General features: G+C 40.9%; 19 protein-coding genes. 8 read left to right on the top strand and 11 right to left on the bottom strand.

Annotated elements, in window-relative coordinates; translation table 11 throughout:
* Nucleotides 1–471: 471 nt before the first annotated feature.
* On the bottom strand, nt 472–2,766 hold the full coding sequence (priA, locus tag SOI84_RS09635) for a primosomal protein N' (RefSeq protein ID WP_320674301.1): 2,295 nt from the start codon (nt 2,764–2,766) through the stop codon (nt 472–474).
* Nucleotides 2,763–3,080, bottom strand: a complete 318-nt coding sequence (locus SOI84_RS09630; protein WP_320674300.1) for a hypothetical protein — start codon at nt 3,078–3,080, stop codon at nt 2,763–2,765. The genes priA and SOI84_RS09630 overlap by 4 nt, the downstream gene beginning before the upstream one ends.
* Before the next feature lie 51 nt (nt 3,081–3,131).
* Here SOI84_RS09630 and rpoD point away from each other — a divergent pair, with 51 nt between their 5' ends.
* On the top strand, nt 3,132–4,436 hold the full coding sequence (gene rpoD / locus SOI84_RS09625) for an RNA polymerase sigma factor RpoD (protein WP_320674299.1): 1,305 nt from the start codon (nt 3,132–3,134) through the stop codon (nt 4,434–4,436).
* Between the two features lie 127 nt (nt 4,437–4,563).
* Nucleotides 4,564–5,517, top strand: coding sequence for a hydroxymethylbilane synthase (hemC, locus tag SOI84_RS09620; protein ID WP_320674297.1), 954 nt, complete (start codon nt 4,564–4,566; stop codon nt 5,515–5,517).
* Between the two features lie 58 nt (nt 5,518–5,575).
* On the opposite strand, the gene SOI84_RS09615 is transcribed toward hemC, so the two are convergent.
* Both SOI84_RS09615 and SOI84_RS09610 read right to left on the bottom strand, forming a co-directional pair.
* Entirely contained in the window at nt 5,576–6,163 is a 588-nt protein-coding gene (locus SOI84_RS09615) for an inorganic diphosphatase (RefSeq protein ID WP_320674296.1), read from the bottom strand.
* 28 nt (nt 6,164–6,191) lie between these two features.
* Nucleotides 6,192–7,745, bottom strand: coding sequence for a carboxypeptidase M32 (locus tag SOI84_RS09610; RefSeq protein ID WP_320674295.1), 1,554 nt, complete (start codon nt 7,743–7,745; stop codon nt 6,192–6,194).
* 884 nt (nt 7,746–8,629) lie between these two features.
* Between SOI84_RS09610 and SOI84_RS09605 the strand changes: the two genes are divergently transcribed.
* The 4 genes from SOI84_RS09605 (at nt 8,630) to SOI84_RS09590 (ending at nt 12,600) form a co-directional block, all read left to right on the top strand.
* Entirely contained in the window at nt 8,630–9,085 is a 456-nt protein-coding gene (locus SOI84_RS09605; protein WP_320674294.1) for a secondary thiamine-phosphate synthase enzyme YjbQ, read from the top strand.
* 177 nt (nt 9,086–9,262) lie between these two features.
* Nucleotides 9,263–9,559 (top strand): 4a-hydroxytetrahydrobiopterin dehydratase, encoded by a 297-nt coding sequence (locus SOI84_RS09600; protein WP_320674293.1) that lies wholly within the window; start codon nt 9,263–9,265, stop codon nt 9,557–9,559.
* 49 nt (nt 9,560–9,608) lie between these two features.
* Nucleotides 9,609–10,721, top strand: coding sequence for a GTP-binding protein (locus tag SOI84_RS09595; RefSeq protein WP_320674292.1), 1,113 nt, complete (start codon nt 9,609–9,611; stop codon nt 10,719–10,721).
* A 322-nt stretch (nt 10,722–11,043) separates the two neighbouring features.
* Nucleotides 11,044–12,600 (top strand): iron ABC transporter permease, encoded by a 1,557-nt coding sequence (locus tag SOI84_RS09590; RefSeq protein WP_320674291.1) that lies wholly within the window; start codon nt 11,044–11,046, stop codon nt 12,598–12,600.
* A gap of 138 nt (nt 12,601–12,738) precedes the next feature.
* On the opposite strand, the gene SOI84_RS09585 is transcribed toward SOI84_RS09590, so the two are convergent.
* The 5 genes from SOI84_RS09585 to SOI84_RS09565 all read right to left on the bottom strand — a co-directional run bounded on the left by SOI84_RS09585 (nt 12,739) and on the right by SOI84_RS09565 (nt 16,530).
* On the bottom strand, nt 12,739–12,906 hold the full coding sequence (locus SOI84_RS09585; protein ID WP_320674290.1) for a DUF4278 domain-containing protein: 168 nt from the start codon (nt 12,904–12,906) through the stop codon (nt 12,739–12,741).
* 225 nt (nt 12,907–13,131) lie between these two features.
* Entirely contained in the window at nt 13,132–14,148 is a 1,017-nt protein-coding gene (locus tag SOI84_RS09580; RefSeq protein WP_414153594.1) for a UPF0104 family protein, read from the bottom strand.
* Complete coding sequence (gene larC, locus SOI84_RS09575) at nt 14,136–15,362, bottom strand: nickel pincer cofactor biosynthesis protein LarC (protein ID WP_320674289.1); 1,227 nt, start codon at nt 15,360–15,362, stop codon at nt 14,136–14,138. Before larC ends, SOI84_RS09580 begins: the two co-directional genes overlap by 13 nt.
* 85 nt (nt 15,363–15,447) lie before the next feature.
* Nucleotides 15,448–16,101: a hypothetical protein gene (locus SOI84_RS09570; protein WP_320674288.1), complete on the bottom strand. Its 654-nt coding sequence runs from the start codon at nt 16,099–16,101 to the stop codon at nt 15,448–15,450.
* Between the two features lie 75 nt (nt 16,102–16,176).
* Nucleotides 16,177–16,530 carry a hypothetical protein gene (locus SOI84_RS09565; protein ID WP_320674287.1) on the bottom strand — a complete coding sequence of 118 codons (354 nt, stop codon included), beginning with the start codon at nt 16,528–16,530 and terminating at the stop codon, nt 16,177–16,179.
* A gap of 66 nt (nt 16,531–16,596) precedes the next feature.
* Here SOI84_RS09565 and xth point away from each other — a divergent pair, with 66 nt between their 5' ends.
* Nucleotides 16,597–17,445: an exodeoxyribonuclease III gene (gene xth, locus SOI84_RS09560; RefSeq protein ID WP_320674286.1), complete on the top strand. Its 849-nt coding sequence runs from the start codon at nt 16,597–16,599 to the stop codon at nt 17,443–17,445.
* A 46-nt stretch (nt 17,446–17,491) separates the two neighbouring features.
* On the opposite strand, the gene SOI84_RS09555 is transcribed toward xth, so the two are convergent.
* A complete protein-coding gene (locus SOI84_RS09555; protein ID WP_320674285.1) occupies nt 17,492–18,964 on the bottom strand; it encodes an FAD-linked oxidase C-terminal domain-containing protein in 1,473 nt (490 codons plus the stop codon).
* A 136-nt stretch (nt 18,965–19,100) separates the two neighbouring features.
* Between SOI84_RS09555 and hemL the strand changes: the two genes are divergently transcribed.
* On the top strand, nt 19,101–20,402 hold the full coding sequence (gene hemL / locus SOI84_RS09550) for a glutamate-1-semialdehyde 2,1-aminomutase (protein WP_320675459.1): 1,302 nt from the start codon (nt 19,101–19,103) through the stop codon (nt 20,400–20,402).
* Nucleotides 20,403–20,537: 135 nt separating this feature from the next.
* On the opposite strand, the gene SOI84_RS09545 is transcribed toward hemL, so the two are convergent.
* On the bottom strand, nt 20,538–21,341 hold the full coding sequence (locus tag SOI84_RS09545) for a prohibitin family protein (protein ID WP_320674284.1): 804 nt from the start codon (nt 21,339–21,341) through the stop codon (nt 20,538–20,540).
* Nucleotides 21,342–21,397 lie beyond the last annotated feature (56 nt).

Raw genomic sequence — 21,397 nt, 5'->3', positions numbered from 1 at the left:
ACATCTAATGATTCCCCCTTTTTAGGATAAAAAAAGCCAATATCTTGCCTCAAGAAACATTTACAGGTAATACGAAGAAGAGAGATTGACTTACTAGCTAAAGTTAGTTTTGATGCAAAAATAAACTTATTAGAGCGCAATAAGGCTTTAATCAATTTCATTAATCTTTCGCAAAAGTCTCAACATTCAGAAGTCAGGCCTAACAAATAAGGCCTTTCCCATTCAAAAGGTCGTATTACAGAATGAAAACCTTCAATAAAGAAAGTGAGGATCTAGAATCAAATCTAGATGCTGTGGAAAAAATATCATTTATATTTTCAGGTTGGGAGTCGTTCCTGCCAAGCATGAGGTCAATTACTCTAATTGTTTTACCTTCTCTTTCCTTGACTCTTCAAAATCAATGCCTTCAGGTGAAAAATCGTTCTACTAAACAACCCTCTTAATTAAAAGTGTGCTGGAATCAAGCCTTATTCAAAGGTGAATGGGATCTGGATCCACAGCCAAAGTCACTCCTTTTGGCAAAGCATCCCAAAGTTGAGTTCCCGTAGGTAGAGGCAAAGAACTTTCTTCAGGCCCATGAAGTAATAACTGCCATCTACTTCGTCCAGCTACTCTTGCCACCATTGATGGGGCTGGGCCAATCAAAGTCCATCCCAGTGATTCAGACATTGGCCTTATCAATTCTGCAATTGTGGCTGCAGCTGTTGCGGTTAATGATGCAGATTCTCCTGCCAGCCTTAACAGGCACGCTCTGCTATAGGGAATCAATCCAGCGCTTTTGCGCAGGATTGATTCCTTTTCTAAAAACTCTTCATATTGACCGTCAACTAAATGTCTAATCACAGGATGATCAGGGCAATATGTTTGCACAAAAACCTTTCCAGGGTTCTCACCTCTGCCAGCTCTACCAGCTAATTGCATCAAGGTCTGAAGGGCCTGTTCACTGGCTTGCAAGTCAGGACGATGAAGGAGCCCATCCGCCGCTAAAACTGCGGCCAAAGTGACTTTTGGCAAATCCATACCTTTAGAAAGCATCTGAGTCCCAACTAAAACATCAGCTTCTCCATTCGCAAAGCGCTCCAAAATTTGGCGGTGTCCATCTCGACCGCGTATGGAGTCTCTGTCAAAACGCAAAAAAGTTACCCCTTCCAACTCTTGAGCAAGATGTTCCATTACGCGCTGAGTCCCAGCGCCAAAAGGCTTAAAAGCACTTGAGCCACAAAAACTGCAAGTCGAACAGATATTGCTTCGATAATCACACCAATGACAACGCAACCATTGGAACCCATCCTTTTTTTTGTGCACCGTTAAAGCAATATCACAGTGCGGGCATTGAACAACCTCACCACAACTTCTACAACTCAAAAAACTGCTATAGCCTCTTCTCGGCACAAGGATCACAGCTTGTTCTTTTTTCTCCGGCAACTCAGCTAATCGACTGATTAAGGCACGGCTAACAAGCAATCGATGTCCTTCAGCTAATTCCTGCCTCATGTCAATTAAATGAACAGTAGGTAAAGGACGGTTCTCAATTCGATTATTTAGTCTTGCCAAAGCTATTTGCCCTCGAGGGGCCAAGTTTTTCCAGGTAACTAAAGAAGGCGTAGCAGTACCCATTACCACTTTCGCTCCAACTCGTTGAGCTCTATCTAAAGCCAAGTCCCTTGCGTGATAGCAAGGCATTGGTGACTCTTGCTTATATGAACTGTCATGTTCCTCATCTACGACAATTAAGCCGAGCGGAACTAAAGGCAAAAAAACTGCTGATCGAGTTCCAACAACAACTATTGGATCTTCGGCGTTCAGTCCTTTACGCCAGGTTGATACTCTTTCTTTTTCGGAACATGCGCTGTGATATTCCCATACAACTGGTCCAAATCTTTTTCTAAAGCGATCAACCAACTGAGGTATCAATCCAATCTCAGGTGTCAAAATCAAACAATGATTTCCTGCAACCAACTCTCTTTCTGCTAATTGCAAATAAACCTCGGTTTTCCCTGAGCCAGTTACGCCCCAAAGCAACATCGCCTCCCCCGCAGATTGGGACTTGTAAATTTCAACAGCTTTAGCCTGTTCAGAATTTAGCTCTTGAGCTGGTTCTAAAGATTTTTTAAACTTAACCACACCCTCCAAGCATTCTTCTTCCTTAAGCTCACGTTTCTCTCGGCTTACTAAACCCTTCCTAATAAGACTATTAACAAGGCCTAAACTATATCCTTCACTGGCTAGATCTTTTTGCCAGGCTCCTCCACCTCTTTGAAGCAAAGTATTTCTCAAATCTAATTGCCGCCTTGGGAGGCCAACTGATTTATCGAACCCAAGCTCCAATTGAATCCAAAAATATTTAAGGGGAAGCAATTGCGATCCTGAACTCTGCCCCAACCAACCAGGGGGCAATGCTGCCTTAAGCATGCGAAATTGACTGGTATAACAGCAGGCTGCTCTGGATTCCAACCACTCTCGCCATAGAGGGTCAACTGCAGCAGATTGAATCAATCCTTCAATAGGCTTATAAAGCCGATCGGCTTTATCTTTGAAAGATTTTTTACTGAGCAAGTTTGAAGGAGAGGAAGCTCTCTTTGCGACAACCAATCCCTTCATTAATCGTCCCCGCAGGCGAACTAGGACCAAATCACCCAAACCAACCCCAAAAGGGCGCGAATCTATATAAGTAAAACAACGCCCCTCTCTGCCTGCCTCAAGCCAAACATCTACCTCAATGGAAGATGAGCATGAAGATTGGAAAAGGTCAGTTGCCGAGGTCACAAGTTTTTTTTAACATGAGTTTGTTGGGCAACCAAAAGGTTGCAGTCGGAATGAAGCACACTTCCGCCCAGAGGGAAGACGCGAAGATCTATCAATGGGGTTATTGCCCCAAACGATTGACCGGTCTGAGAAAGCCCCTGACAACCATGCAACGATCTACGGATACTTTTTATCAGCTGAATACCATCATCAATCCATCCTAAAAAGGTCTTCAAAATCAACTGCATGACGAAAATGTCATCAGTGATCTGTTGAATCATCTTTTTATTACCAAGGAGTTTTAGGTATTTAGTTTGATATGCCTTCCTTTGCATACCTTGCAGAGAAGTAATCCTCCTAATCATTTTTTTTTCGCGTCGTTTGCCATGAGTCCTGCCGTAACCAAACTAGAAACTAAAAAGGCCCAGCCTAAAGCCACAAAAAAAGAAGATGTCTTGCCTTTAACAAGTAAAGCAAAGGCGACTTCAAAGAAAGCTAAAAAATCAACCGCTAAAAGCAAATCTTCTAAAAAGTCAAAAGTTGCCACTGCTAAAGCGAAGGTTGATTCTAAGCTAGAAACTTCTACTCAGAGCCTTGATGATCAGGCGGATCAACTACTTGCCGCTTCAGAAACAGATATGAGTCCAAAAGGCCTTGATGATGCCGAGGTTAATGATATTTCTTCGATCAGCAAAGAGGCTAGAGCAAGAGCTTTGGCAAGTATACGGATTGGTCCAAAAGGCGTATATACAGAAGATTCAATAAGGGTTTACCTACAAGAGATTGGTCGTATACGACTGCTTCGTCCAGACGAAGAAATTGAACTTGCCCGAAAAATTGCAGATCTCCTTCACTTAGAAGAAGTTGCAGCTCAATTCGAAAGTGACAATGGTCACTTTCCAACGACTAAGGAATGGGCAGTCCTTGAGAATATGACTCTTGTGAAATTCCGTCGAAGACTAATGCTCGGGCGACGGGCAAAAGAAAAGATGGTGCAATCAAACCTTCGATTGGTTGTATCAATAGCAAAAAAATATATGAATCGAGGCCTCTCATTTCAGGACCTGATCCAAGAGGGAAGTCTTGGTCTAATTCGTGCTGCTGAAAAATTTGACCATGAAAAAGGCTATAAGTTCTCTACCTACGCCACATGGTGGATTCGACAAGCTATCACAAGAGCAATAGCTGATCAAAGTAGAACTATTCGGCTTCCTGTTCATCTCTACGAAACTATTTCCAGAATCAAAAAAACCACCAAAGTACTAAGTCAAGAATTTGGGCGTAAACCAACAGAAGAGGAAATAGCAGAAAGTATGGAAATGACAATTGAGAAGCTGCGCTTCATAGCGAAAAGCGCTCAATTACCTATATCCCTTGAAACTCCCATTGGCAAAGAAGAAGACTCTCGATTGGGAGACTTTATTGAGGCTGATATAGAAAATCCTGACCAAGATGTTGCAAAAAATCTATTACGTGAAGATCTAGAGGGAGTTCTAGCGACCCTTAGTCCTCGAGAGAGAGACGTTCTTCGTCTCAGATATGGTCTAGATGATGGCAGGATGAAAACACTTGAAGAGATTGGGCAAATTTTCGACGTTACAAGGGAGCGAATAAGGCAAATAGAAGCCAAAGCTCTCCGCAAGCTACGTCATCCAAACCGTAATGGAGTCCTAAAGGAATACATCAAATAAACGAAAAATCTCTACTTAATTAAACCCAAGAGATCAAATTAAGCCTCTTTAGATGGATAATGAAGCTAGAGGCTTACCGGGTTGGTAAGCCTCTAGCTAACAAACCAAAAATTTACACAAAGCATTAATGACCCTCGACCAACTGCGTATTGCATCCCGCAGAAGCCAGCTGGCTATGGTCCAGACAAACTGGGTCAAGTCAGAGTTAGAACTTGCGCATCCCAACTTATCAATTTCAATCGAGGCGATCGCAACACAAGGGGACAAAATCCTGGATGTAGCACTTGCAAAAATTGGTGATAAAGGCCTCTTTACTAAAGAACTAGAAGCACAGATGCTTGTAGATCAAGCAGATATCGCCGTTCACTCTCTTAAGGACCTACCTACCCACCTCCCGGAAGGTCTCATGCTGGGATGCATTACAGAAAGAGAAGATCCTGCCGATGCACTAGTGGTTAGCCCCAAAAATATTCAGTACTCCCTAGAGACCCTTCCCAAGGGCTCTGTGGTCGGCACAAGCTCGCTACGCAGGTTGGCGCAACTTAGATACCACTACCCAAGCTTAAACTTCAAAGATGTAAGGGGTAATGTAATTACACGTCTAGAAAAACTGGATTCTGGAGAATATGATTGTCTTATTCTTGCTGCGGCAGGCCTCACAAGACTAGGTTTTGCAGATCGGATACATCAGATAATACCCAGCGAAATATCTTTACATGCAGTTGGACAAGGCGCTTTAGGAATTGAATGTGTCCAATCAAAACCTGATGTACTTAAATTAATCAAAGTTCTAGAACATACCCCAACAAGCACTAGGTGTATTGCAGAACGTTCCTTTCTTCGTGAGCTCGAAGGAGGCTGCCAAGTCCCAATCGGAGTGAATACGAGTATCAATGGCAACGAATTGACACTGACCGGTATGGTTGCAAGCTTAGATGGGAAAAGGTTAATTAGAGATCACAAAAAAGGTTCGGTTGAGAGTGCCGAAACCATAGGTAAAGATCTTGCTGATAACTTGAAGTCACAGGGTGCTGGTGAGATCCTTGCAGAAATCTTTGAAGCAGTTAGACCAGATTCCTAAAAAAAATAAATTCTAGGAAAATAATTTAATTGAAGTCATTAGAAAAAATTTAATGACTTCAGTTAACCAACTTGGGATCAATCTCTGATTGATAACGTGCCTCGCAAGCCTTAATTATTTCGACTGCCTTATTCACACCAAAAAAACCATTGACTTTACAAGTACCTGGTTTCTTTAAGTCTTTATAGTGCTCCCAGTAATATTTAGTTTCTTTCTCCCAATGATCGCCTAACTGCTCATAACTATTTATATGATCCATACGTTTATCATCTGCAAGAACAGCAATAACCTTATCGTCGACTTCACCGCCATCATCGAAGGTCATAACACCAATAATTCTTGCCTCAACAACTGAACCTGGAATCAATGCCTCTGTAACCCCAACAATCTCAATATCGAGAGGGTCACCATCCTCATCCCAAGTCCTTGGAATGCATCCATATGCGAATGGATAAGCAAGTGAAGAGTAACCCACCCTATCTAACTTCAAATGGCCTGTTTCAGTAATCAGCTCGTATTTATTAAGTGTGTTGGAATTCAGTTCAATAATAGTATTCAGACGGAGGTCAGCTTCGGATGCGAAGGCCGGCAGTACATGTAAAAGATTCGGCATACTACGGCTTGGAGCTTGATCAAGATTTGCCATACGAGAAAATTAAGAGGCCCAAAACATCTTAAGAACAATCCTCTAATAGATCGAGCTTCGTCTCGAGATAACTAAGAAAAGCCCCGCTTGAAAGTTTTTTCCCACTAACTGATTTCACTAACTCCTCTGCATTAAGGCTTCGACCATGTAAATGAACATTTTGTCGTAACCAATCAAGAAGGGTTGACTCCTCTCCATCATAGATGAGTTTTGAGATTGGATCTGGTGAATCCACGCCTTGGGAATTCAAGTCATTTGACATTGCCTCAGAAAGTTGAGCACTTATAAGGTGCCCTAGCAAATAGGATGGAAAATAACCAAAGAGGCCCTCACTCCAATGAACATCTTGCAAGCATCCTTCTAGATCATTTTTGGGGGTTAAGCCTAAAAGGTCCATATATCTAAGATTCCACTCATGAGGAATCTCTTCAACTTCGAGATCCTTCTCCAATAAAGCTATCTCTAGATCTGTACGAATAAGAATATGAAGTCCATAACTAAGTTCATCAGCCTCAACGCGATTAGGTCCTGGAATTAAAGGGTTCATCAAACGCCAAAACTCATCCGAAGAACCAATAGGTGCACCAGCCTTCTTAAATTTTCTCCACCATCGATCAGCAAAAGCTTTACTACGCGCAACTCTGTTTTCCCAGAAAAGGGATTGACTTTCATGCAATCCCATAGAGGTGGCTTGACCTAATGGCCAAGCAAACCACTGGTGTGTTGTAGAAGGCAAACCCTGTTCATATAAAGAATGTCCCCATTCATGAGCAACCGCAAGAAAAGACGACAACGGCTGCCCAGAGACTATCCGAGTTGTCAATCGAAAATCACAAGGACCAAGAGTGATAGAAAAAGGATGGGGAGAGTTGCCTACACAGGCAATTGAGGGATCCCGACCCCATTCCATTAAAAGTTCCTCACAAAGTTTCTTTTGAATGGAAGGTTTCAGATCCCACTCTTTCCTTGTGATGGAGAAATCAGAGCTTCGAAATCTTTCAATCAAACAAGGTAGCCTTTCTTTCAACGGTTCAAACAGCTCGAGCAATCTTGAATAACTAACATCTGGCTCAAAAGGTTGTGCAAGCGTCTCCCAACAACTTCTAGGTTCTTGCAGCTGCCTAGCCTGCTCCTTACGAAGATCAATCAATCTTCTCAAGGCTGTGGCAAAACACAAGAAATCATTAGAAGCTCTAGCATTCTGCCAGCTGTGATAGCCAATTGCCTTAGCTTCGGCGATCTCACAGATCAATCGACTATCCAGGCGTTGATGTCTTTGAAGATCTTGTTCGAGAAGTCTGATATTGCAGGATTTTTCCCATTGTTCAGAAGGAGTTAAATCGCCAGCAATTTTTCCCTTCTCAAATTCGTCTTTCGCCTCTTCTAAAAGACTCACAAACAAAGGACTAGTCTGACGAGCATGCAACTCTCTTGCTACAAAAGTGAGTTGCTCGCCTCGCCATGAAGCTCCTGAGAAAGGCATTGCCGTGTTCTGATCCCAATAAAGGGTGTTCTGAATCGAACCCAAAAGCTGAGTTTGACGCAAATAGTCCCCTAGGCGCTCCCAAGCACCAAAATCCAAAGTTTCACTCCAGAATTTCAGAACAAACGTTAATCAAAACAAATCTAAATTAGTAGCACTAATCCATAAAAGTATCCATGTCCTGATCGAATCTCATTTGGCTTTTTAGTCATGAGTTAGAGAGCTATCACCGTAGATAGGACTTAACGATCCTGTTTCGGGTCCCATTCTTTTTCTTTCACTTCTGATTGAAGTGAAAACCTCTAAAAAACTAAGGCCGTTTAGGCCAAAGAATCAGCAAACAAGTCCAATCACCCGCCAAACGATAAAAGCTAAATACCATAAGGCGTCTTGAAACAAGCTTGCAACACTAGATATAGTTTGTAGGCATTGTTCACTCCCTATCAGTAGTATCTTGCTTTTTCGCCTAAATTCTCCTAGAAAGTGAATTCCCCATCATCCGGCCCTTGCATTTTGCATGGGCTTTTTTTTTATCTTTCCTCAAACGCACAAAAATCCTAAAAACAACATAGAAGGAAAGCTAAATCCAATATCTTCAAACAACAATCCCAAAGGGAAGATTATAAAAATTCCACATTATACAAATAATTTGCTATCAAAAGACTAAAGAGAAACTGTCTTATGGCTCACCTACCCATGCCAAAGAGTAAATCAGTGTTCTTCAAACTGTGGGGCGATCGCATTTTCCATCAATCGGAGAGAAATACTAAATTGAAGGAACAAGACTTAGTTACTAAAAAAAGCCCTGTAAATAATCAGAAATTCTTTATTGCTTTACAAAATGGAGGGGTATGGCTTTCATAACAAATAAAGACTCTAACTATATTCCAGGAAAATCACGCAAAAAAACTTTTAAAGAGATAAAATAACAACCAAACAAACACATGATCAGCAGAAATTAAACCGTATAGTTCTAGATCAAAATGGATCAAGTAATTTCAGATCTTACCTTCAACACCAATGGAGAAGGCTTTACAGATTTAACTCCTAAAATTAAATACTGGATCGCAGAAAGAAGAATTAAGTCCGGTATTTTGATCCTTTCAACAAAGCATACAAGCTGTAGTCTTGTAATCAATGAAAATGCGGACCCACGAGTCCTTGAAGATCTTTCTAGATACATGAAAGCGATTGTCCCCGAAGAAGGTATCGGAAAAATCTTCCCTTATGAAAACGCACAACCTTACAAACACTCCGAAGAAGGGCCCGACGACATGCCCGCACACATTCGGACAGCCCTAACTTCAAGTTGCCTTAGCCTCAGCATTGAGGAAAAAAATATATCATTAGGGACTTGGCAAGCTATTTATCTATGGGAGCACAGGTATTCTGTGAACGAAAGAACAATACATCTACATGCAATCGGCGAACTTACTTGAGGTAAAAGTATTTAAATAAAGAAATTTAGCTTAGATCAAGCCCAAATAAAAAGGTAGTCCTAAAGATTCTAAGCGGAAATCCCTAGAAAAGTTCTCACAAATTACACCAATAACAACGGTTATTCATCATGATTTCGGAATTTACGTCTTAAGCTAAGCAGCAACTATTAACTAAAAATGAACCTCGAGCTAATTAACCCTGACTCTCTAAAAAACATCCAAGATGAACTACCTGGATGGAACGTTCTAGGCAACAAACTTTCCAAAGACTTAAAGTTTAAAAATTTCATTTGTGCTTTTAGCTTTATGACAAAGGTAGCCTTAATTGCTGAATCAATGAATCATCATCCAGAATGGAGCAACGTCTATGGCTCTTTAAAAATTAGCTTAACGACTCATGACCTTGGCGGAATAACAAATATGGACATTGACTTGGCAAAAAAAATAAATGAAGCTGCCTCTCAGAATCATTAGGCTTGTACAAACCAAAACATCAATCTTATTGGATTCCTAAAAACGATTTATGAACTTATCAAACAACAATTTAGAGAGCGATGGTGAAACCTGTTCAGACTCAAGAGGGCCTGTACCAATAACAATACTCACAGGGTTTCTTGGTGCAGGTAAAACAACACTTTTAAACCATATTTTAAAAAACCAAAAAGAATTAAAAACTGCTGTTCTTGTTAACGAATTTGGGGAGATCGGTATAGATAATGAGCTAATTATCACCACTAGTGATGACATGATCGAGTTAAGCAATGGCTGCATATGTTGCTCAATAAATGGAGAACTGGTAGGAGCTATTGAGAAGCTCCTTGAAAGAGGTGATTCGATTGATTACATCATTGTTGAGACAACCGGTCTAGCCGACCCCTTACCTATAGCCATGACCTTCTTAGGAAGTGAACTAAGGGAAACAACCCGTCTCGATTCAATAATAACAGTAATAGATGCTGAAAACTTCAACAGCGAACTACTGGAAAGTGGCATAGTAAGGTCTCAAATAATTTATGGTGATATAATTCTTCTGAACAAATGTGACCTTGCAGAAAATGAACGTTTAAATCAAATCGAATCATCAATTGAATCAATAAAAAATGGTTCTAGGATCTTGAGATGTAAAGAAGGTCAAGTAGCCCTTCCATTACTAATGAGTGTAGGTCTATTTGAAACTGACAAATATATCTCGGAGCAAAAAAAATCAAATACTTTCAATGCTAAACATGACCATGAACATGACCATGACCATGAACATGACCATGAACATGACCATGACCATGAACATGAACATGAACATGAACATGAACATGAACATGAACATGAACATGGTCAACCCAAAGATATGCAAGAGATAGAAGGATTTTCCTCTCTATCTTTCTCAAGCGATCGACCTCTATCTTTAAGAAAATTTCAAAATTTTCTTGACAACCAACTACCTAAAGAAATTTTTAGGGCTAAAGGAATTCTTTGGTTTAATGAAAGCACAAGAAGACATATTTTTCATCTGGCTGGGAAGCGTTTTAGTATAGACGACTCTGAGTGGAAAGGGAAGAAAAGAAACCAGCTTGTCCTAATAGGTCGTCAACTAAATCATGAGTTGCTTCAAAAGCAACTCTTGAAGTGTATAATATGAAATTCATAGAAATCTCACTTCATATAATATAAATAGTTTTCTTTAAAAATCAAAAAATAATGCAAATAAGTATTGAGGAAATTAAAACAAGCCAATCCTTTAATACTTAAAATTTTTCAAGGTTAGTCTTGTAAAAGAATTCTTTTTATATAGAGAGTTTCTGCCAATAGCTTTAATTAAAACTTTTTACGCTCGAGCATGGAATTCGCTCAAAAGGCCTCATAGAGAATTTCTTTATCTAGAGGTAAAACATTCTATTCATATTAGGCTTATTAATGGCTAATATAATCAAGCATATTGAAGACTTTCCTCTTAAAGCCAAATGGCATTGATCCAAAATAGAAAGAATAATCAAAGAGTCCTTTTAAATGGCCTCGTAATTGTTATTGCAATCATAGTTTTATCTCCTCTATTAGGCCTTATCAATGAAGGGATAATCGGGTTGAGAAATAATCAAGTAACTTTAGGCATCGATGGGGTGAATCAAATCAAAGGGACTTTATATTTACTCATAGGTTCAGCTCTGCTAGGTGGATTTTTAGGAACAGCAAATGGGTGGCTTCTTGCAAACTGTAGATTTCCTGGGAGACGACTTTTAAAAATTGCCCAATTAATCCCCTTTGCTACCCCTGCATATCTTTTATCAGCAACTTTAATTGACCTAGGGAGCATTTATACAATCAGAATTTATGGAATGGTTTGGGGAATCCTAGTTATGACTCTTACAACTTATCCATATGTTTTTCTGCTTAGTACAGAAAGCTTCTCAAAAAGTGGGCGTCGTCAACTAGAAGCATGTCGAAGTCTTGGAATAGGACCTTGGAATAGCTTTCGAAAAGTCGCTTTACCTATAGCTATGCCAGCAATTGGGGCGGGGATTGCACTAATGAGTATGGAAATTGTTAATGAACTTGGAGCAGTACAACTACTAAACATTCCTAGTATTTCAGCTGGAATTGTTGAGAACTGGATAGCAAAAGGAAATCCAACAGGAGCAATTGCTTTAGCACTGATAGCACTAGTCCTAGTAATTACTCTTGTCGCCTATGAAAGAATACTTAGAAGTCGAAGTAGACGCTGGACAGATGGAGTTGCAGGAGGCGAATCTCCTGAATGGGAACTTAAAGGTCCCCGCGCAATACTTGCTCAACTTTTAGGTCTATTACCTCCCTGTTTCACCCTGGGAGTTCCACTCCTTTGGGCTTTTGTAAACATTGAACAATTAAAAACCGGGTTAAATCTCGAATTAATTTATCTCACAGCTCGAAGTCTAGGTCTCGGCCTAATCGCTGCGAGCACAACTTTACTAGCAGCCCTAATACTTGCAATCGCGAAAAGATGGAACACTTCTCATTGGATAAGAAGCCTAACGTTTCTTTCTGGAATAGGTTATGCAATTCCAGGAGCGGTTTTAGCTCTTGCTCTCCAATCATTTAGCAGTCCTCCCTTAAAACTAACTCCTATCATTCTTCTCATCTGGGGCTATAGCAATAGATTTCTTGCTGTTGCTAAAGGTGGTCTTGATGCTGCTTTAGAAAGACTTTCTCCTAGCCTAGATGAGGCAGCTACTGGGCTCGGATGTCAATGGCAAGAGGTTTTTCGCAGGGTTCACTTACCCTTACTTAAAGGGCCAATTGCAGTTGGTGCCTTACTCGTTTTTGTAGACACAATTAAAGAACTACCACTTACATTTGTTCTCAGGCCATTTGATTTTGATACTTTATCTGTACGAATATTTCAATATGCAAGTGATGAAAGAATGGCAGAGTCAATTCTTCCAGCTCTAATGATTCTTTTCTTGGGACTGATTGCCTCAGCAGCTTTAATACCTGGATTGGAAAGCGGAGAGACAATTGTCAAGAAAAAAATTTCTAACTAACGTTATTTATAAATAGCCATTAATAAAAACTTTATTTAGTTTAATCGATCCAATAAGAGCCTAATTAAAAATAAACTCACTCCAAAAAAAAGCTCCGATTATCCATCGGAGCCTAATAAAAGTAAGCAGAGATTTTTGCTATTTGGTATAGCTTTTACCGCGATAGGTAAGAAGAGGGTGCTTTGGTGCGACCTGCTCTTTCCTGCTTGTGTAAATCTTGCGTCGATAGGTCAGCTCAACAGGCTGCTTAGCCGCAGGATCCTTGTGCTGAACATACTCATGTCCACGGTAAAGAAGTTTTGTCATGATTCAGAGTCCGAAAGCGGCCCAAGTCCCCGTTCCTTGGCTTGGGTCGAACTGCGCCTCAATAAGTATTGAGGTGAACGTTTTGGTAGCGGTTGCTACATAACTATCATGCACTGTTTGATTCGTTTGGGAAGTTCACAGCGATACAAAGATGCATTTCTTTAGATCTTCATCATCATTGCTCTAACACTCCTATTAGAAATGCCATAGAAGGCAAACCTTCTCCTAATGATTAAGGCTCCTCCCTAAAGGAAGCTTTTCCTTAAAAGCTTTCACATAAAAAGAGTCACTTGGATTCATGAATGCAGCCAAGACATCTGCAAGGGTTGAAACCACCCGATAAGCAATAAGAGCCGCCAAAAAAGGAGCTTCAGGAACAAGCGCGCCAAGTCTTAGAAAAATTATCGCTTCAAAAACTCCAACCCCTCCAGGAGCAGCTGGGACAACCAAGCCACCAGTCCAGGCAATCACAAAAGCAGCTAACCATTGACCAAATGCAATTTGTGTAGTTATAGAAAAAGCTTTCAAACAAAACCAAAAGCCAACGAATCTAAAAAAAATAAACAACATTTCCCATCCAAGGGGGGCAAACGGATATTTCGTTCCTTCGTCAACCACCTTGGAAAAATTTGTAGATTCTATAAATTCTTTCTCAATCTTCTCCATTTGCTTCAGCTTTAATTTCCTAAAAAGTTTTAAAACTGGTTTACGGCATCTTGGAAGGAGGACAACTGGAGGCAAACAACAACAAACAGCGAGGCCTGCTTGCCATCCTCCAAAGGGGACCCATAGTAAAGCTGCAACCACCATCAAAATAGGTTCAAACAAAACAGCAGAAATAGCCGAAGACCCTCCTAAATTCATACGAAGAACCCTTATCCTTTCAATGAAGTGCCAAACTCCTCCAGGAAGATATTTGAGAATATTACTCCTCAAAAATAAACTTACTAGAGATATATTTTGAACTTTATATCCTTGCCAGTTTATCAAAATCTTCCATGCAATTGCATTAATAATTAAACTAATCCAGCTAAATATAGCTCCAAATGAAAGCAAAATAAATGTTTTACCTTCTAGGTTAATTTGAGAGAGCTGAGAGGCGTTATCGATCAGACTATATAACACAAACCCAATACAAGTGAATGTTATTATTATTCTTATGTCGACAAACAAAGTCGCTTGTTGAAGTCTCGACTTTAAAAAATTAAGAAGAGAAAATAAATATCTTTTTAGCATGTCCAATCTTGCTCTGGTGAAAACTCCCCAATCCCAAGGGAAGCTTCTCTACGTATATCCTCCAAAGACTGGCCTGATTGCAAGCTAATACGAAGCAGATCATCGTGTTCAATTTTTGTCGACAGTGCACCACCAGGGCGTCGTACTTGCTTTGCTTTCAATGGTCCCCACTTTGATGGAATGGACCCAAGCCTGCGTTGCAAGACCCAACGACCTTCTAATCTCTCTCTTAACCCCAATGTAAATCCTTTCCTCAACCAAGTCTTCCTAAGCTCTAAAGACTTTTCAGGAGCAACTAATGCCAAAAGGTTGAAGCCTTGGCGACCTTTCTTCATATGGACTTGTTGACAAACTACCTCTATTGCTCCAGCTTGTCTTAACTGTGTTTCTAATCCCGCTAAATCCTCAGGTGTTACATCATCAAGCCATGCCTCCTGAACAACTAAGTTTTGCCAAACAAGTCCATCCTTAAAATCACTAGAGGGAGTAGATCTAGAAAACTCACAAATCCTTAAAAGATTTGGCCTGTCTAAACTTCGATGACCCAACCCTATCCCAATAGCTCTAATTCCAACACTAGAAGGTCTGGAAAAACTTTCAGCCAAAACAGCCATAAGGGCCAACCCAGTGGGTGTAGTTAATTCACCCTCAGGGCAATTCTCATCAAAAGAAAGTTCTAACTGATGTTTTCTAGCTAGTTCTAAAACAGCAGGAGCAGGGACTGGCAATATTCCATGTGAAGTGTTAACCATTCCCCGGCCAACACATGGAACAGAGCAAACAATCTCCGAGGGATTTATGTAAGAAATTGCAGCACAAACTCCAATAATATCGACCAAAGAATCTATAGCACCAACCTCATGAAAATGCACTTTGTCCAATGGTTGTCCATGTACCAAAGATTCAGCCTCTGCCAAAGACTGAAATACTCTAAAAACTCTATCTCTCAGAACATCTGAAAAATCTGCAGTTATAATTTTCTGCTTAATATCACCCCATAGTCGCATTGGGGGATCTGATTCTAATGCAACAACAGAAACCTTCAAGCCTCTTATTCCAAGGCTATGACTTTCTTCGATGTTAATTTTATATTTGTCTTGCAGACCTATTGCATCAATAGAGGACTCAATCACCTCTAAAGGTACACCTAAGTCGAGCAATCCTGCAAGAATCATATCTCCTGCTAAGCCTGTTGGACAATCAATAAATAAACCGCTCATAATTAAAAAAAAAATCTATAGAACTGTCACTTCAAAAGTATGGGAGGGAAAACATCACACAACAAGTTAGAGATAACTAATAACATTAATTGTCTCGTCGATTTCGATCTTCACCTTTTTTCAATTGTCTTGAGTACTTATCTTTATTTTTATTATTTTTAGAAGGAATTTGAGCGAGAATTTCAGCATTCTCTAGATAGAGTTTCTGACCACGTCTACGAACATCTAAACTAATAAAATGTCGGAGTGCTTTAATCGGTAAATCTCCCTTTAACTTCAACTTAAAAGGCATCATCCTACCGTCATCGTCTCTTGCTCTCTGCCGAATTTTTACAACCAAATCACTAGTCTCAGGCTTAGTAAATATCAATTCTCCGCGGATTGAGAAATAATCATCTCCCTCTGGGAGCTTATCTTCTTCAATGTCTAAATCCGCGTTGGCCTTAGTTGTTTCAAGAGTACTTGGTTCCCATACACCTGCTATTTGTAAATGTAACTCATCTTCTTTACGGCATCGAGGATAAACCACCCATAAATGAGGTTTTCCGATGTCAAGATGACGGCGCATCAATGCCATAACTCGTCCCAAGACAACTGCTTCAACCTGAACCCCTTCTTTGTCCACTAGCTTGCCCTTGGTAAAGCAATCCGGCTCATTAGGACAGTAAGTAGCCCTTACTAGGCCAATTGCCCGATACTGCAAGGGTTCTGTGACCGGACTTATCGGATGTTTACGCATCGAATAAAAAGAACATCAATCGGTCCAAAAAGAAATCTAGCCAGCCCTCTAACTTGCGAAAACTTTTCATAAGGGCTAAGGAAGACTTACCTGTGAAGGCGAAGAAAGTAAATCATCACTCTCTTTATACTCAAATGAGCGAAGCGCCTGATCAACTGCATCTGATGGGCTCGTTGCATCATCCATGGCAGTGGCTTTTCTTAAGAAATTCATCAGCTCCATAGGATTTGTTGCATCAAAAATCGATGGTTCATTCGCAGCGCCAGGGGAGTTTTCATACATCTCTCTCTCCACCGGAGATTGAAAAGCATCCTTCAACTGCGCTTTCGCTCCAAAGTTAAATTCCACCAAGCTAAAAGAAATTAGGCAAGCAGAAAACGAAAAAGCGAGCCTAAGACTTTTTCTAATGGAATGCTTTTGATTGCTCACCTTGCTGCCAGAGTATCCAAATGGCACCCAATGTTAATGGTACCAGCAAAAAACAGTCAAAAAAAAATGCAAATCGCCACTTGGAATGTTAATTCAATTAGAACCCGTCTAGACCAAGTAATAGCTTTGCTAAACGAAACTCAGATTGATCTTCTGTGTTTGCAAGAAACAAAGGTAGACGACCCCCTTTTCCCTACAGATGCCTTTGAGAGCAAGGGTTATAGAGTCAAATTCTACGGGCAAAAGTCCTACAACGGAGTAGCCCTAGTAAGTCGCAAAGAGCTAAGTGATGTTCGATATGGGCTAGAAGGAGAACTACCTTTAGATGAGGAAGCCAGGGAACTTGGTAAACAAAAAAGAGTTATAAGTGCCTTAATAGAAGATATACGCGTCGTAAATCTCTATGTTCCAAATGGATCGGACCTTAAATCCGATAAATACAAATATAAATTGTCATGGCTAAAGTGTCTAAAAAGATATCTGCTTGAACAAGCTAAACGTAATGAGCCTCTTTGCTTATTAGGAGATTTCAACATCGCACTTGAAGATAGAGATATCCATAATCCGGATCGACTAAGTGGTGGAATCATGGCCAGCGCAGCCGAAAGAGAATCCTTGCAGAGGATAATAAGCAATGATCTCAAAGATGTTTTTCGTATATTTGAATCAGAGAGTAATCATTGGAGTTGGTGGGACTATAGAAGTGGCGGATGGGAAAGAGATAGGGGTTGGAGAATTGATCATATTTATCTTTCCGAAGAATTACTAAGCCAAGCAAAAGGTTGCAATATCTACAAAACCTTCCGTGGCAATCCAAAACCTAGTGATCATGCGCCAGTTTTACTAGAACTCAAATGGCCTGAGGAAGAAAACGAAGAGGAAGGGGAAGAAGATATGGACCTTTTATATATGTAAAAAAAGTCCATATTTTTCGTTAAAAAAATTCTCAAATAGCATGAAATTAAAACACATCTAAATCTGAGCGAAATTGCTTGTCATCGGTTGAAAGGCTTACTTTTCTTCTCGCTGACTCACCACAGCTACGCGGCGTCGGAAAAATCTTTCCTGGATTTGCCAATCCATTAGGGTCAAAAGCCTTTCTTACAAAACTCATCGTTGCCAAATCATTAGAAGAAAACATCCATTCCAAATAACAACGTTTATCAGAACCAACACCATGTTCCCCAGTAATACTTCCCCCAACAAGCAAACATTCTTTCAAAATTGCAGCACCGAGATCTCGAACTCTTTTCTGTACTTCAGAAGAGTCAGTTTTATAGAGAATTAATGGGTGAAGGTTTCCGTCTCCTGCATGAAAAACATTTGCTACGGGTAATTGATAGATCCGGCTAAGACGTTCTATCTCTTTAAGGACCCTAGGCAAAGTACTTCGAGGAACTACTCCATCCTGAACGTAATACCTTGAAGAGATCTTTCCTATAGCCGCAAAAGCGGATTTACGGCCATTCCAAAGCCGCTCTCTTTCTGCAAGCGTATGTGCCCTTTTGATATTTCTAGCGCCTGCTCTCTGGCACAAATCAATTGCCTTATCAGCACCAGCTGAAACTTCTGCCACCTGACCATCAAGCTCAATTAATAAAACTGCTGCTGCATCTGAGGGATATTCCTCACGACCAAATAGATCATTAACAGCAGAAATCATGAAACTATCCATAATTTCCATTCCTGCAGGCAAAACCCCAGCAGCAGTAACTTTGCTAACGGCAGAACCAGCAGCTTCCATCGTTGAAAAATCTGCTAATAAAACAGTTACATTTTCTGGAGCTCTAAGCAGGCGCAAAGTTATTGAGGTCGCAATACCAAGGGTCCCCTCACTCCCAATAAACGCTCCTCGCAAGTCCAACTCAGCATGTTCTAGTAAATGGCCTCCAAGCTGAGTAATACTGCCATCAGGAAGAACGACTTCTAAGCCCAAAACATGATTACTAGTAACGCCATACTTGAGACAATGAACTCCACCGGAGTTCTCTGCAACATTCCCACCAATACTGCAAACGACTTGACTTGAAGGGTCTGGTGCGTAATAAAACCCTTCACCTGCAACAGCCCTAGTCACCCAACTGTTTATTACTCCAGGTTGAACAACAACTATCTGATTAGCTAAATCAATCTCCAAGATTGCTCTCATTCGACTTGTAATAACCAAAAGCGCGTCCTCCTCAACCAATGCACCACCAGACAACCCCGTTCCACTTCCCCTTGCTACAAAAGGAATTGAGTGCTTATTACAGCATTTAAGAATTTTTGAAACTTGATCAGTAGTTTCTGGCAGTACGGCCAAAGGAGGACATCGACGGTCTATGGTCAAACCATCACAGTCGTAAACAAGCAACTCTTGCCGCTTGCAAACTATCGATTTACTTGGCAGGAACTTTCTCAGTTCCCTCTCCAAGACTTCCCAGTTGTGTGGCAAGGTAACCTCACATCTGTTAACAAATTAAGATCCTGGACCAACTACTATCAAAATCTCTAAATAAAGTTGTACGACTTTCAACCTTTTTAGGGCAAGATGGCAGATGGCCCACCAAAAACCATTGGCATCAGTCTCCGTGACAGCTAACGCGCTAAACACAAGCAGATCAAAAGAAATTTTTAGAGCTGCTCAAGAAATCATGCCCGGCGGAGTCAGCTCCCCAGTACGTGCATTTAAATCTGTTGGTGGCCAACCAATTGTTTTTGACCGTGTAAAAGGCTCCTATGCATGGGACGTTGATGGAAATCGCTATATCGACTACGTCGGCAGTTGGGGTCCCGCAATATGTGGCCATACTCATCCAGAAGTGATTGCAGCACTTCACGAAACACTTGAAAAAGGAACTAGCTTCGGCGCCCCCTGTGAACTTGAAAATAATCTCGCAAAGATGGTCATAGATGCTGTACCAAGTGTTGAGATGGTTCGTTTCGTAAACAGTGGAACAGAAGCTTGTATGGCGGTCCTCCGCCTAATGCGCGCCTTTACTGGAAGAGAAAAAGTCATCAAGTTTGAAGGCTGCTACCACGGCCACGCTGACATGTTCCTGGTAAAAGCAGGTTCAGGAGTGGCGACTCTTGGGCTTCCAGACTCTCCTGGAGTTCCAAGAAGCACAACTGCCAATACTCTTACTGCTCCTTACAACGATTTAGAGGCAGTCAAAGAACTCTTTGCTGAAAACCCTGACGCAATATCTGGTGTAATCCTTGAACCAGTTGTAGGAAATGCTGGGTTCATTACTCCCGAACCAGGTTTCTTAGAAGGACTAAGAGAGCTAACAAAAGAAAACGGGGCATTACTCGTCTTCGACGAAGTAATGACAGGTTTCAGGATCAGCTATGGAGGAGCCCAAGCTCGTTTTGGAGTCACTCCTGATTTAACCACTATGGGCAAAGTTATTGGAGGGGGGCTACCTGTTGGCGCCTATGGCGGAATAGCAGAGATCATGGAGATGGTTGCTCCAGCAGGGCCCATGTACCAAGCCGGAACCCTAAGTGGAAATCCCTTGGCAATGACCGCGGGAATTAAAACACTTGAGCTGTTAAAGCAAGAAGGTGCTTATGAACGACTAGAAACAACAACAAAACGACTAATTAGTGGGATCCTGCAAGCTGCCGAGGAGGCTGGCCTTCAAATAACAGGAAGTAGTATTGGAGGGATGTTTGGCTTCTATCTCTGCGAAGGGCCAGTTAGAAACTTCGAAGAAGCAAAGTCAACTGATACAGAGAAGTTCGGAAAATTACATAGAGCAATGCTTGAAAGAGGGGTTTACCTCGCTCCAAGCGCATTTGAAGCAGGCTTCACCTCATTAGCTCATTCAGATGTGGATATAGACGCAACATTAGAGGCATTTCGCGAGAGCTTTACAGCAATCTCATAAACTCAATACTAGCCATATTTAAATAGCACTCTTAATGAACCAAACCAAGTTAGAATAGGGCCTACTAATAGCAGATATTGTTTAAATATATATTCTTATAATTTATAAAAAAGGAATTTCAGATTAACTTGCCAATTAATTCCTTCCTCCGACAATTACTGGTGGCTGGCCACCGCTGGTTCCAGGCAAAGCAGGTACCACCTTTGTCTTTCCATCCCATTTATCAAGAAAAAGCTTGAACAAGACTTGATTATCCAGACTCCTTGTCAATGTTTCATACCTCTGGGCCTCCTGCTCAGCAATCTTGACTTCGGTTTGTGCTCTAAGCAACTGTTGTTCAGCAATTTGCTTCTGTTCAATAGCCGCACGATACTCCTCTGCAATTTCTAAACCAGTTAAATCCAAACCACGCACATCAACATAATCAAACTTGTCTAACTCCTCCGCCACAGTTCTTTCAACCAACTCAGATATGTCACTCCATTTACTAGCAATAGTAACCAACTCGTATTGAGAGAAAACTGACTTAAGAGCCTTTAATAAAGATGGTTGAATAATTCTGGGGTAAACATCTCTATCGCTATAAGCGATAGTGCTGTAAACACGACCTGCTTCGGTTGGCCTAACTGCATATTTAATTGTTGCGGTAGCTTCAATCACCTGTAAGTCTTTAGTTAAAGTTGCAAATTTTTCTGGTCTAACCTGAGTCCTAACATCAAAAGGGAAAACCGACTGAAGGAAAGGTATTTTCACATTCAAACCAGGCCTCCTTGAGCCTCCGCTAACCTTCCCAAGAGTTGTAACTACTGCGACCTGTCCCGCGGGTACAACAAACAAAGATTGGGTCAGCAATATGAAACCTGTAAAAGAGAGCACTACTAAAAGTGTTGCGGCACTTCCAGATCCATTCGGCGTGACATTACGAAAAGGAGTCGTCATAGGAGCCAAAAAATATCTGCATATGATATTGAATAAAACCTCTGATTGGGAAAATT

It is taken from the genome of Prochlorococcus sp. MIT 1341, from assembly GCF_034092415.1.
GTDB lineage: Bacteria > Cyanobacteriota > Cyanobacteriia > PCC-6307 > Cyanobiaceae > AG-363-P08.
The sequence above is the reverse complement of the archived record's forward strand: the minus strand, read 5'-3'. Positions and strand labels throughout refer to the sequence as shown.

What these genes read in the sequence shown, in the direction of transcription:
- SOI84_RS09630 (WP_320674300.1), bottom strand. Translation starts at nt 3,080, where the DNA reads ATGCAAAGGAAGGCATATCAAACTAAATACCTAAAACTCCTTGGTAAT.
- larC (WP_320674289.1), bottom strand. Translation starts at nt 15,362, where the DNA reads ATGAGCGGTTTATTTATTGATTGTCCAACAGGCTTAGCAGGAGATATG.
- xth (WP_320674286.1), top strand. Translation starts at nt 16,597, where the DNA reads ATGCAAATCGCCACTTGGAATGTTAATTCAATTAGAACCCGTCTAGAC.
- SOI84_RS09595 (WP_320674292.1), top strand. Translation starts at nt 9,609, where the DNA reads ATGAACTTATCAAACAACAATTTAGAGAGCGATGGTGAAACCTGTTCA.
- SOI84_RS09570 (WP_320674288.1), bottom strand. Translation starts at nt 16,101, where the DNA reads ATGCGTAAACATCCGATAAGTCCGGTCACAGAACCCTTGCAGTATCGG.
- SOI84_RS09615 (WP_320674296.1), bottom strand. Translation starts at nt 6,163, where the DNA reads ATGGCAAATCTTGATCAAGCTCCAAGCCGTAGTATGCCGAATCTTTTA.
- SOI84_RS09590 (WP_320674291.1), top strand. Translation starts at nt 11,044, where the DNA reads ATGGCATTGATCCAAAATAGAAAGAATAATCAAAGAGTCCTTTTAAAT.
- rpoD (WP_320674299.1), top strand. Translation starts at nt 3,132, where the DNA reads ATGAGTCCTGCCGTAACCAAACTAGAAACTAAAAAGGCCCAGCCTAAA.
- hemC (WP_320674297.1), top strand. Translation starts at nt 4,564, where the DNA reads ATGACCCTCGACCAACTGCGTATTGCATCCCGCAGAAGCCAGCTGGCT.
- SOI84_RS09605 (WP_320674294.1), top strand. Translation starts at nt 8,630, where the DNA reads ATGGATCAAGTAATTTCAGATCTTACCTTCAACACCAATGGAGAAGGC.
- SOI84_RS09600 (WP_320674293.1), top strand. Translation starts at nt 9,263, where the DNA reads ATGAACCTCGAGCTAATTAACCCTGACTCTCTAAAAAACATCCAAGAT.
- SOI84_RS09585 (WP_320674290.1), bottom strand. Translation starts at nt 12,906, where the DNA reads ATGACAAAACTTCTTTACCGTGGACATGAGTATGTTCAGCACAAGGAT.
- SOI84_RS09545 (WP_320674284.1), bottom strand. Translation starts at nt 21,341, where the DNA reads ATGACGACTCCTTTTCGTAATGTCACGCCGAATGGATCTGGAAGTGCC.